At 66.9% G+C, this 12,020-nt stretch carries 11 protein-coding genes; 4 read left to right on the forward strand and 7 right to left on the reverse strand.

Going from position 1 to position 12,020, the window contains the following annotated elements:
- Positions 1-126: 126 nt before the first annotated feature.
- Complete coding sequence (locus tag VF794_RS33000; RefSeq protein WP_331117092.1) at positions 127-942, reverse strand: pseudouridine synthase; 816 nt, start codon at positions 940-942, stop codon at positions 127-129.
- Between the two features lie 27 nt (positions 943-969).
- The gene (locus VF794_RS33005; protein WP_331117093.1) at positions 970-1,191 is read right to left on the reverse strand and encodes a hypothetical protein; all 222 of its coding nucleotides are present in this window, start codon (positions 1,189-1,191) and stop codon (positions 970-972) included.
- 173 nt (positions 1,192-1,364) lie between these two features.
- Between VF794_RS33005 and VF794_RS33010 the strand changes: the two genes are divergently transcribed.
- Positions 1,365-2,339, forward strand: coding sequence for a DUF1028 domain-containing protein (locus VF794_RS33010; RefSeq protein ID WP_331117094.1), 975 nt, complete (start codon positions 1,365-1,367; stop codon positions 2,337-2,339).
- Positions 2,340-2,345: 6 nt separating this feature from the next.
- On the opposite strand, the gene VF794_RS33015 is transcribed toward VF794_RS33010, so the two are convergent.
- Together VF794_RS33015 and VF794_RS33020 are read right to left on the reverse strand one after the other, a co-directional pair.
- Complete coding sequence (locus VF794_RS33015) at positions 2,346-3,080, reverse strand: RNA methyltransferase (RefSeq protein WP_331117095.1); 735 nt, start codon at positions 3,078-3,080, stop codon at positions 2,346-2,348.
- Positions 3,081-3,092: 12 nt separating this feature from the next.
- A complete protein-coding gene (locus tag VF794_RS33020; protein ID WP_331117096.1) occupies positions 3,093-6,365 on the reverse strand; it encodes a type I restriction endonuclease subunit R in 3,273 nt (1,090 codons plus the stop codon).
- A gap of 811 nt (positions 6,366-7,176) precedes the next feature.
- On the opposite strand from VF794_RS33020, the gene VF794_RS33025 reads away from it, so the two are divergent.
- From VF794_RS33025 to VF794_RS33035, 3 genes are all read left to right on the forward strand, one after another.
- Positions 7,177-7,983, forward strand: a complete 807-nt coding sequence (locus tag VF794_RS33025) for a serine/threonine protein kinase (protein ID WP_331117097.1) — start codon at positions 7,177-7,179, stop codon at positions 7,981-7,983.
- Positions 7,980-8,177: a hypothetical protein gene (locus VF794_RS33030; protein ID WP_331117098.1), complete on the forward strand. Its 198-nt coding sequence runs from the start codon at positions 7,980-7,982 to the stop codon at positions 8,175-8,177. The genes VF794_RS33025 and VF794_RS33030 overlap by 4 nt, the downstream gene beginning before the upstream one ends.
- A gap of 86 nt (positions 8,178-8,263) precedes the next feature.
- A complete protein-coding gene (locus VF794_RS33035) occupies positions 8,264-9,181 on the forward strand; it encodes a DUF2381 family protein (protein ID WP_331117099.1) in 918 nt (305 codons plus the stop codon).
- A gap of 43 nt (positions 9,182-9,224) precedes the next feature.
- Here the strand turns inward: VF794_RS33035 and VF794_RS33040 are convergent, their stop codons facing one another.
- The 3 genes from VF794_RS33040 to VF794_RS33050 all read right to left on the reverse strand — a co-directional run.
- Positions 9,225-9,800: a hypothetical protein gene (locus tag VF794_RS33040; RefSeq protein ID WP_331117100.1), complete on the reverse strand. Its 576-nt coding sequence runs from the start codon at positions 9,798-9,800 to the stop codon at positions 9,225-9,227.
- Between the two features lie 531 nt (positions 9,801-10,331).
- Positions 10,332-11,681 (reverse strand): restriction endonuclease subunit S, encoded by a 1,350-nt coding sequence (locus VF794_RS33045; protein ID WP_331117101.1) that lies wholly within the window; start codon positions 11,679-11,681, stop codon positions 10,332-10,334.
- A partial coding sequence (locus VF794_RS33050) for an N-6 DNA methylase (protein WP_331117102.1) occupies positions 11,671-12,020 on the reverse strand: 350 nt, incomplete at its 5' end. The genes VF794_RS33050 and VF794_RS33045, both read right to left, overlap by 11 nt.

Here is a 12,020-nt window from a genome sequence, read left to right on the forward strand (position 1 = left end):
CCCCGCTCCATGTCCTCCGTGCCGGAGCTGGCCCGCGCCCGAGCCGATGAGATCAACCGGGTGCAGCCTCGGCAGGCCGGGCTCACCGTGGGCAGCCTGAAGCGGCAGTCCTGAGGCCACCCCTCCTTATAAGGGAGGGGACTTCGTGTAGTGGAGGCCCTCGGCCACCTCGGCGTCGGTGAGGAGCCGGAAGCCCCCCTCGGGCACGTCCAGCGCCACCCCGCCCACCGCCTCGCGGTGCAGGGCGCGCACCGGCAGCCCCACCGCCCCGAGCATCCGCTTCACTTGGTGGTTGCGGCCCTCGGTGACGATGACCTCCACCGTATGGGCGTCGCGCACCGTCACCTTCGCGGGCCGGGTGGGACCGTCCTCCAACTCCACTCCCCGGCGCAGCGGCTCCACCCGCTCCTCGTCCGCCTCGCCGAACACCGTGGCCACGTAGCGCTTGGGCAGGTCCGTGTCGGGCGACGTCACGTGCGCCACCAGCTTGTCGTCATTGGTGAAGAGGAGCAGCCCGGTGGTGCCCCGGTCCAACCGGCCCACCGCGTGCCAGGTGAAGCCGGCCAGCTCCTGGGGCAACTGGGGCAGGAGCACCTCATAGACGGTGCCCACCCCGTGCTGGCTCACCGTGGAGGTGAGCAGCTCCGCTGGCTTGTGGAAGGCCAGCACCCGGGTGGGCGCCGCCAGCGACACAGGCAGGCCGTTCAAGCGCACGCTGGCACCCGGGGGCACCGGGGCGAGGGGCTGCTTCACGACCTTCCCGTTCACCGAGACGCGGCCCTCCTTGATGGCCTCCTCGGCCTCGTCCTGGGGCAGCACCCCCGCCCGAGCGAGCGCGCGCGACAGCCAGTCCGGCTTGGGTTTTCCCTCCCAGCGTCCAGGGTGGACGTGCTTGGCGAGGGAGTACGAGGGCCGGCGGGGCGGGGGTGGCTTGCGAGACATGTCTCGGGCCACTGTAACGGCCGCGGGTCAGTGCCGCGAGGGCTGATCGCGATCGTCCCCCTCGGCGGAGCCGGGCGTCGGGCCGGGCTCGCCCTGGGGCATCTTCCGCTCGCCACCATCGGCACCCTCGGCCTGGCCGGGGGTTCGCCCGGGCTCACCCTGGGGCGGAGCTTCCCGCTGGGAGTGGTTGTCGGGAGTGTCATCGGCCTCATCACCGACTTCCATCCGCTCGTAGGGCATGTGCCACATGGTTCGCTCCTCTCGAATTGGAATCCTTGGGAGAAGGTAGGGACCTGGAGCCCACCCGGCGGTCGCTTCCTGGCGGCTCGCTCGACAGCCAGGGGAGGGAGAGCGCTTGCGGCTGGACGCTCGCTCGCTCAGTCTCCCGGGGCTCGTTCTTCGGAGGCTTCCTGGTGCGTTCCATGCTGCTGCTCGTCCTGTTGGCCCTGCCGTCGCTCGCCGCCGAGCCCGCCCCTGTTCCCCGGCGGCCCGTGCACACCTACTCCATCGTCGCGAGAGATCCCGAGACGGGGGACCTGGGCGTGGCGGTGCAGTCCCACTGGTTCTCCGTGGGCTCCACGGTGCCCTGGGCGGAGGCGGGCGTGGGCGCCGTGGCCACGCAGTCCTTCGTGGATCCGTCCTACGGCAAGCTCGGCCTGGACCTGATGCGCGCGGGCCGCGCTGCCCCCGAGGCGCTCGCGGGACTGCTGGCCGCGGACTCGGCCAACCAGGTGCGGCAGGTGGGGATGATCGACGCGACGGGCAAGGTGGCGGCGCACACGGGGGACAAGTGCATCGCGGCCGCGGGCCACCTCGTGGGCGAGGGCTTCTCCGTACAGGCGAACATGATGGAAAAGGACACCGTGTGGCCGGCGATGGCCAAGGCCTTCCAGGCGGCGAAGGGGGACCTGGCCGAGCGGATGCTGGTGGCGCTCGAGGCGGCGGAGGCGCAGGGGGGCGACATCCGGGGCAAGCAGTCGGCGGCGCTCATCGTGGTTTCCGGCAAGCCCACGGGGCGTGCCTGGGCGGACCGCAAGTTCGACCTGCGGGTGGACGACCACCTGGTGCCGCTCAAGGAACTGCGCCGGCTGGTGACGCTCCAGCGCGCCTACAACCTGATGAACGAGGGGGACCTGGCCCTCGAGCGCAAGGACACCGAGGCGGCGCTGAAGGCCTACGCGGGGGCCGAGGCGCTGGCGCCGGGCAACGCGGAGATGGTGTTCTGGCACGCGGTGTCGCTCGTCAACGTGGGGAAGGTGGACGAGGCGGTGCCGCTCCTCCAGAGGACCTACCGGGTGGACCCGCGCTGGAAGGAGCTGCTGAAGCGGCTGCCGAAGTCGGGGCTGCTGCCGGAGGACCCGAAGCTGATGAACCGGCTCCTTGGCACCACGAAGTAGAGCGGGTCATCCCCCCGAGTCACGGGAGCGCAGGCGTTTCGACAGCGTGTGCAGGGCGGCGAGCCATAGCTTCGCCTCCTTGCGCGTGAGGCGGGAGCGCCGGAGGGGGGCGAACAGGTCCCGAAGCCCGGTGCGCCCCTGGTGCTCGTCCACGAGGAATCGGCCGGAGACGAGGGCCTGCTCCAGGGCGGACTCCACGAGGGAGAGTTCGGAGTCGGTGGCGGCGACGGGGAGGGGAGCGGGAGGAGGGGGCTCGGAGGCGAGCGAGGCCATGCGCAGCTCGTAGGCATAGAGCAGCACGGCCTGGGCGAGGTTGATGGAGGGCTGCTCGGGAGCGGTGGGGACGGCGGACAGATCGTGACAGCGCTCGACCTCGGCGTTGGTGAGGCCGCTGCGCTCATCGCCGAAGACGAGGGCCACCGGCCCCTGGGCGGCGCGCTGCACCATCTCCTCCGCCACGGCGCGAGGGGACAGCCGACGCTTGCCCTCCACCTTGCGCGAGCTGGTGCCCACCACCCAGACACAGTCGGCCACCGCCGCGTCGAGCGAGTCGGCGCGGTCGGCGGCCTGGAGCACGTCCTCGGCGTGGACGGCGAGGCGGCGCGCGGGGGCGAGATCCTCGGCCTCGGGGTGCACCCATGTCCACTCGGACAGGCCGCAGTTCTTCATGGCCCGGGCGGCGGCACCCAGGTTCTCCGCGTTGCGCGGGCGGAGCAGCACCAGTCGGATGGGCAGGGACATCGGCCGCGCACCTTAGCGCGGCTTGCGAGGGCGCGGTTTCCGAGTGCTCGGCTTCGTTGTCTTCTTGTTGCGTGGGGGAGGCTCGGCGTCCGCCGCCATGGGCAGTGTGGCTTCCGGCTCGCTTTCATAGGCAGGCTGGGCCGGGGTGTTCTTCGGGAAAGGCACCACCGCTGGGGCCACATGCTCCTCGTCCTGGGAGGGCGTGGGGCTGATGAGCCCCTCTTCAGCCCAGGTCTCGCAGAGCCGCTCCGCCTGCTCCATCACTGTGTTCGTGGCCTGCTCCTGCTTGTCCGGAGGATAGCCGTGCTTGCGCAGGAGCCGTCGCACCGTGGTCCGCAGCTTCGCTCGCGCACTCTCACGCTGAGTCCAGTCCAGGGTGACGTTGCGCCGGATGGTCGTCGTGAGTTCCTGGGCGATCGCGCGGAGCACTGCATCCCCCATGACCTTCACGGCTGCCTCGTTGACGCCCAGGGCCTCGTAGAATGCAATCTCGTCGTCCGTCAGCCCCAGCTTCTCACCTCGAGCTTGGGCTTGGCGCATCTCACGGGCCAGGGCGATCAGCTCCTCGATGACCTGGGCGGTCTCGATGGCCCGGTTGCGGTATGAACGCAGGGCCCGTTCGAGCATCTCCAAGAAGGTCCGCGACTGGACCAGATTTCGCTTCGAGCGCGTCTTGAGCTCATCCTTGAGGAGCTTCTGTAGCAGCTCGACGGCGAGGTTCCTCTGGGGCAGGCCGCGCACCTCCGCGAGGAACTGGTCCGAGAGGATGGAGATGTCCGGCTTCTTCAGGCCCGCCGCCGCGAAGATGTCGATGACCTGATCGGAAGCGGCCACGGCCCGGCTGACGATCTGCCGGATGGCATGGTCCAGATCCTCTTCCGGTCGGGCATCCACCTGGGCTTTCTTTACCAGCGCTACTTTCACGGCCTGGAAGAACGCCACCTCGTCGCGGATGTGCAGCGCCTCTTCATGGGGCACCGCCAGGGCGAACGCCTTGCTCAGCTCCGTCACGGCGCGAACGAATCGCTCCTTGCCCTCCTCCTGTTGGAGGATGTGCTCCTGCGCCGTGGGGAGGAACTTGAAGACAGCCTGGGCTCCCGCGGCGATGACAGATTTGTAATCGGTGCCGTGGAACAGATCCTGGCAGATCTCGAACCGGGCCAGCATGGCCGCCACGGCCTCGTTCTGGTTGATGGCGGTGGAGCCCTTGCCTCCGGACTCGGTGTACGTGGCGAGCGCATGTCGGAGTTGGTCCGCCAGCCCCAGGTAGTCCACGACAAGCCCACCGGGCTTGTCTCGGAAGACGCGGTTGACTCGGGCGATGGCCTGCATGAGTCCGTGTCCGCGCATGGGCTTGTCCACGTAGAGCGTGTGAAGGCACGGGGCGTCGAATCCCGTGAGCCACATGTCCCGGACGATGACGATCTGGAGCGGGTCCTTCGGAACCTTGAACCGCTTGGCTAGCGCCTCGCGGCGGGCCTTGCTGCGGATGTGCGGCTGCCACTCCAGCTTGTCCGAGGCGGAGCCCGTCATCACGACCTTGATGCCGCCCTTCTCGTCACTGTCGTCATGCCACTCGGGACGAATCCGCGTGATGGCGTTGTATAGGTCCACGCAGATGCGGCGGCTCATGCACACGACCATGGCCTTGCCCTCCAGGGTGGAGAGCCGCGTTCCGAAGTGGTTCACCAGATCCCGAGCGATGAGGTCGAGCCGCTTCTCCGTGCCGACGAGCGCCTCCAAGTGGGCCCAGCGGCTCTTGAGCCTCTCGCGCCGGACCTCCTCCTCTCCCTCGGTCACCTCTTCGAACTCGGGGTCGATGCGCGGGCGCTCGGATTCCTTGAGTTCGAGCTTCGCGAGCCGCCCCTCGTAGTAGATGGGGACGGTGGCCCCGTCCTCCACCGCGCGCTGGATGTCATAGATGCTGACGTAGTCCCCGAAGACGGCGCGCGTGTTCTTGTCGGTGAGCTCGATGGGGGTGCCGGTGAAGCCGACGAAGCTGGCGTGGGGGAGTGCGTCGCGGAGGTGCCGGGCGAAGCCGTCGATGAAATCGTACTGGCTCCGGTGGGCCTCGTCGGCAATGACCACGATGTTGCGGCGGTCCGAGAGCAGCGGGAAGCGGTCTCCCTTCTCCTCGGGCATGAACTTCTGGATGGTGGTGAAGACGACGCCCCCGGAGGCCACCTTCAGCTTCTCGCGCAGATCCGCGCGGCCCTCGGCCTGCACGGGCGTCTGCCGCAGCAACTCCTGGCAATGGCTGAAGGTGCCGAAGAGCTGCTCATCCAGGTCGTTGCGATCCGTGAGTACCACCAGCGTCGGGTTCTCCATGTCCGGATGGAGGATGACCTTCCCCGCGTAGAAGGCCATGGTGAGGCTCTTTCCCGAGCCCTGCGTATGCCAGACCACACCCACGCGCCGGTCGCCCTTTGGACGGGCGGCCTTGAGGGTGGCCTCCATGGCGCGCTGGACGGCGTGGAACTGGTGGTAGCCCGCGAGCTTCTTGGCCACGTCCGCGCCGTCCTCCTCGAAGACGATGAAGTGGCGGACGAGGTCCAGGAACCGGCGCTGCTCGAAGACGCCGCGCACGAGCACTTCCAACCCGAGCATGCTCGCCGGGGCCAGCTCCTCACCCTCAATGGTCCGCCACGGAGCGAAGCGCTCCTTGGGCGCCGTGATCGAGCCGATGCGGGCCTCCAGTCCGTCGCTGACGACCAGGAGTTCGTTGAAGTGGAAGAGGGAGGGAATCTGCTGCTTGTACGTCTGGAGCTGCTGCCAGGCGCTCCACAGGGTGGCGCTCTCGTCGGCGGCGTTCTTGAGCTCCAGCAATGCGAGCGGCAGGCCGTTGACGAACACCACCACGTCCGGGCGGCGGTTGTGCCCGCCCTCGATGACGGTGAGCTGGTTGATGACGAGCCAGTCATTGCGCTCGGGATGCTCGAAGTCGAGCAGGCGGACCCGGTCGCCGACCACGCGCCCGTCCTTCCCGACGTACTCGACTTCCACCCCCTCCACGAGCATCCGGTGGTTGCGCCGATTCTGCTGGACGAGGGCCGGGGACTCCTGGAGCAGGAGCTTACGCAGGGACTCCTCGCGCGCGGCCTCGGGGACGCGGGGGTTGAGCCGGTCCACGGCCTCCTGGAGCCGCTCCCGGAGGACGACCTCCCCGAGGTGGGCGCGCTCGGGGCCAGGCTCGCCGGGGACGCCTTCCCGCACGGCATAGCCGAGGTCCTCGAACCAGTTCAGGGCTTCCTGTTCGGCCACGGACTCGGTGACTTGGAGGCTCATGGAGCGCCCAGGTCCTAGCGCACGTCCTTCGTGATTTGAGTGACCCGGGGAGTCGGGTCGCCAGGACCATTTTCCGGGTCAGGCGGCGCCGGACCGCTTGGGGCGCCCGAGCGCCTTGGGGCGTCTGGAGGCGTGCCGCTTGTAGACGTCTACAAGCGGTGTGCGTTTTTGTGCCACATCGCTTGTGGACGTCTACAAGCGAGCGGCGAAGGGAGCGTGATTTCCACTGAAGCGGAGTGCGCCCGGGAGTGCCTGGTAGCGAGCCCACGGTGACTGCGGGTGTCATGCTACGCTGCCCCACCTCGGAGGTAGCACGCATGCAACAGGAAACGGCGGGGCGGGCGGAGCAGCGGCAACAGGCGCTCGACCGTCGACGGCGGCGGTTGCTCCGTCGGCTCGGGAGGGAGAGGGCGCGGGATGAGTTCCTGCCGAAGGAGGGCGAGGGGGTGGGCGGCTTCACGCTGGACGCGCGGCTGGGAGCGGGCAGCTACGGCACCGTGTACCGGGCCCGGCGCGGCGACAGGGTGTACGCGGTGAAGCTGCTGTACCTGCCGCACGCGGGGGCGTGGCCCTTTCGGGAGCTGGAGGTGCTGCTGCGTTTGCACCACGCGGGACTGGTGAGGGTGGAGGCGCATGGTCACCACGGCCACCACCCAGAAGTCGGGCCGCTCTTCCTCTACATCGTCATGGACTACGTCCCCGGGCTGCCCATGGACGAGTACGTGGAGCGCCACAACCCCCCGGCCCTCTGGGCGGCCCGGGCGGTGCTAGCGCTGGCGGCACAGCTGGCCGTGGCGCACGCGGTGGGGTGGTGCACCGCGACATCAAGGACGACAACGTGGTGGTGGGGGGGAACGGGCGGGCGGTGCTGGTGGACTATGGGGTGGGTACTTTTCCGGGGGCGCTCGAGGTGTCCCGGGGACGCCTGCCCAACGTCCCCCTGTTCCGTGCCCCGGAGGCCTGGTGCTTCCAGCGCGAGGCGCCTTCCGGGGAGCGCTACGAGGCCAGTGCCCGGGACGACCTGTGGGCGCTGGGCGTGCTCCTCTATGGGCTGCTCACGGGCACCCGACCTTTCCACGGCGAGAGCGAGGAGGCGGTAGAGGAGGCGGTGCGGCACACGCGGCCCGTACCGCCGCACGAGCGCAACCCGCGCGTGCCCCGGGCGTTGTCGGCCGTGTGTGTGCGCATGCTGGAGAAGGAGCCCGGGGCACGCTACCCGGACGCCCGGGCGGTGGGGCAGGCGCTGGAGGCGGCGCTGGCGGGGGCGGACGCGAGCTGGGAGGTGCCGCTGTGCGAGGCCTGGGGCCCAGACAACGCCACCACCCGGCGGGAGCATGAGGGCGGGACGGTGGAGGTGGACTTGGAGCGGTCCCTGGCGCGAGGCCGCCGCGTGTCGGCGTACGAGCGCGAGCGGCCCCGGCGCGGCGGGCCCGCGCCCACGGAGGTGGAGGCTCCGGTCGAGGAGTCCGTGCCACCTCCAGAGATCACCGAGGCGCGAGAGGTCGCGTGGTCCCGCGAGCGTGGCGGAGAGGCGGCCTGGCGCTGGGCGTGGGCGTCCTGCTCGCCACCGTGTCTCACACTTCCAGGGTGGCCTCCTTCTCTCCGATGCCGGAGGTGAGGCGCTGGCCCGGCCAGGAAGTGGCGCTCCCGTGGTGTCCGCTGGAAGGTGACGGTGGCGCGGTGCCCTCCTGGGCGACAACCCCCACGCCCGTCGCCCGCGCGACGCTCGTCCGGGAACCGGACGAGGGTGGATCTGGCACCGCGACGGTGACCGCCGGCCCGCATCTCAAGGGCGTGGAGCGCTTCGAGTAGGGAGGTACGTGAGCGCGGGGGAGCACGGAAGGGGTCGACTTCGGAGGTCCCTGCTATTCTGCACCACTCCGGAGGTCTCATTCCGCATGGTCCCCCCTTTCCCCGCCGTTCCCTTGTTGCTGCTGCTCCTCGTGGGGGCTTCCGCCGCTGCGCAGCCGTCCACGTCATCCGGAGAAATGGCGGACGAGCCCCGTCTCGTCGAGCTGTCGGCGACAGCTCCGAAGCAGGTGCCCGAGCTGCCCATCAAGCCGGGACATCTCACCACGTTGCTTTTTGGTGCGCCCCTGAAGCTCGCCGGGGTGGAGTTGGAGGAGCGGGAGGGCTTCTCGCGGGTCACCGTGGTGGAAGACATGCTCACGGTGTTGCCTTCCAGCACGTTGGTCGTGGGGAGACGGCTGCGGCTGCGGGTGCGCTTCGAGGGGACGGTGCCGACGAGCGCGGACTTCCTGCTGGTGGTGAGCGCCGCCAAGGCGGAGCGGCAAGTGAACGTCAACCTCCAGCCGGAGGCACCGCACGCCTGTTGGCGGGAGGCCGAGGAGGAGCGCATCAAGGTTCGGCGGTGCGAGGCGGAGCGGGAGCAGGCGCACAAGACGCCGGATGGGCTGACGGGACTGCTCGTCAATGAGCAGGTGGACGAGACGGGACTCGCCGTCCGACGCCTGCATTTGCGACGGAATTTCACCCAGCGCCCTGGAGAGCCCCTCTCGGTGTGGGCGGCCACGAGCTACCGTGCCCGGGGCGTGGTGGCGGTGGTGCTGACGGTGGACAACCTCTCCGCGCGGCCCTGGACAGCGGCGGGCTCGGCGCTGGTGGGGAAGGGAGGCCTGCGGTTGAAGGTGCTGCGGGTCTGGCCACTGGAGCCTCTCCTCCCTGGCGCGCAAGGGCAGCGCGTGGTGGTGGAGGCCGAGGTGACGGGGGCACAGACCCGGGGCCCCTTCACCCTTTCGCTCTGGCAGGAGGGTGAGCCTCCCAGCGTTTCGCTGGAGGGTGTGACGTTCCCGTAGGAGCCCGTCGAGGCGAGCCGTCTTCAACTCTTCTCAGGTCCAATCAAGGCACGTTGTCTGGCTCATTCGTGAAGAGCGCATGGAACAGAATCGTCTCTGGAGGCTCCACCCATCCCACGAAGAGTGGGACAGGGGTCTCCGCGATCTCGCGCGGAAGTTTGCTCACCCCGAACGTTTCCTCGATTTTCCTGGCGATGACCTCCGCCGGCGACTTCATCTCGGGCGGGAAGGGCTCGAAGCCGAGCCTGGGATTGAGTCGCGTTCTGTTGCCCACGCGGCCATACTTCACACTGTAGACGATGTAGAGGGGCGCCAGGATGCTGACACAACCGACGACGATCCACGGATCCGGCCGCTGTAGACGGCCCCGGGACGGATAGGCGACGCAACGAAAGCAGGCGTCAGGAGTCGCGGTGCCGTCTCCGATGGTGAAGCTCGGAAGCGCCTGCCTGAGGTCACGCAGGAACGCATGCCAGCGATCAATCCGCTTGAGTTCCTCGGTCCATCGCGCATCGAGCCTCCGGTCTTCAGGACTCTTTTCTTGCCGCAGTTGATAGTCCTTGTCCGGACGCCAGTAGGTTCGTGCGAGCGATATCAGCTGCTCTGTAGAGAGAGTCATGAGGTCAGAGAGCGAATTCGCCGAATTGGACGGGTACGGCCTCTTCTCGGCACACGGTTCTCACACGCGAGCCACCAATAGACATTTTGAGCCGGGTTCCAAGCTCCTTCCTGAATGCTGCGCACAGAAGACCAAGAGGGGATGCAAGGGTGGCGGCACCGAAGACGAACCGAGCTGTCTCATCAGTACGCTCTGCCGCGATTCGTTGGGCAAGCGGAGTGGAGATGGGCATGTCTTTGTTCGTCATGGGTACTTCAACGCCGAATGTGCAGAGGAGTGACTCTCCCGTATTCTTCCTGCGAATGCTGAGATGAACACAGGCCGCGCGCCATCCGCCCGGTTCATTCTCGGTGTTCTCAACGACCGTGTAGAACTGGAAGTGCCTTGGCTCAATCCTCCCTGTAACGAGGGTCCTGGTTCCGGCTCTTCTGACAGTGGGTGCGCATCCTGGGAAAATCGAGTTCGCTAGGATGATGAGCATGGAAAGGACAGCGCCTCGACACTGTTTGCCGGGGAGCACAGTAGGCGGATTCACACGGCGGCTCCAACCCTGGCCTCGGCGTCTTTGACCCGGACCTCTCCGGAGAGGAGTTTGGGGAGCAAGGTGTCCCGGAGGGCCGCCAACGTCCGGTTCTCGGCCAGGTTCGAGTGGATCCGAGCCCAGATTGGAGCCGCGAAATCGTCGAAGCGGTGAACCAGCGCAGGAGGCGGGCAGAGTACCGGGTAGCTTGGAAAGTCCGTGAGAAGGATGCGGTCGACCGTTGCGCCTGGATGCACTCGCGAGCGCAAGAATTGCTGGAAGGTCTCGCTGATGAACCAATGGAAAAGGTAATGCCGAGAGCGCTCGTCTGGTTTAGGTCGCACCAGAGCCGTGCGACGACCGAGGCAGCACCGGAGTCCCGGGGGGAGCAGTGCGAAATGTCCCAGGGTGGCTTCGTAGGTGAAGACGATGTCTCCCGCCCGCGGTTCCACACGCTTGCTCCACTTGGGCCAGTCCGATTCACTGATGTGCCGGATGCCCGCGAAGTCAATCGATGTGCCCGTGAGGTTCTTGATGCCCAGGTAGATCGGACCTTCTGTGGCTTCGGGAGGAGTGGCGTGAGGTCCATCGAAGACACCCTGGACCAAGGATGAGACCGGTTGGTGGGTCCATCCATCGGGTATGGCGCCGAGTTCCGTCTTTGACGATATGGCGGGGAACAGATTGGCTGTCTCCGCATCCATGCCTGCGGGCTGGCGCCCCTCTGTCTTGGCACGAACCGGGTCAATGTCCACGAACCAAGACCGAAACACCGCTTGAGCCATGGCTTCTAATGTCTGGTTCATGCGGCGGTTGAGGTCGATCTTTTTGTCCAGGGAGTCGAGTATTCCCGCAATAGAGTTCTGTTCGTCCAATGGAGGGAGTCGCAATCGCATGGATTTGAAGAACCCGAGGTTGATATGCGGGACTCCCGCAGCAACCGCGTTTGCCTTGATGTACTCGACAGTCTTGTCGCTTAAAAGCCAGTAGTAGATATAAGTGGGATTGGCGATGCCTGTGTTACAGCGAAGTCGCATCTGACTCTGCGAGATGACATAGCGTGCGTATACCGATTCCACCGGAACGATACCTACTTGGCCCAGTGTTCCCCGTTGGGTTACGATCAAGTCTCCAGGAGCAGCCATGTTCCGGCTTAGTTGGTCCGCTTTTTCTTCGCTCACAAAGACGAAATCGCTTGAATCAAAACGTTTGTCGCCAATTCCTAGATTGGCGCCGCGGATGACTGGTACCCCGCTGTTCCTGTAGTCCGCGCGAACCAAGTCTGATCCAAATGGTCCGCCAACGACCCCGTCCGGGACTGCGATCTCCGCAATGCTGACCTCACTCCACTCATCTGCCATATCCAAGCTCCTTCAGGCTCAAGCGGATCCGGACATTGAGGCGAGAGTTCTCAGTGAACTGCTGCTCAAGAGTCGTGCAGAGGTTCTGCATCTTCTGCGTGAACAATTCGGGCTGTTCGTCAGGCACATCCACTGAGCCCACATAGCGGCCTGGAGTGAGGATGAAGCCGTGCGTGGCAATCGTTTGGAGGTCGGTTGCTTTGCAGAAGCCTGGAATGTCATCGTACTTGCCCGCGTTCTTGTCTCCACGCCATGAATGGTAAGTGTCTGTGAGCTGTCTGATTTCCTTGGGTGTAAGTTCGCGCTGGGTTCGGCTGATCATCTGTCCCATTTTTCGGG

This window comes from Archangium sp. (assembly GCF_036389735.1).
GTDB lineage: Bacteria > Myxococcota > Myxococcia > Myxococcales > Myxococcaceae > Archangium.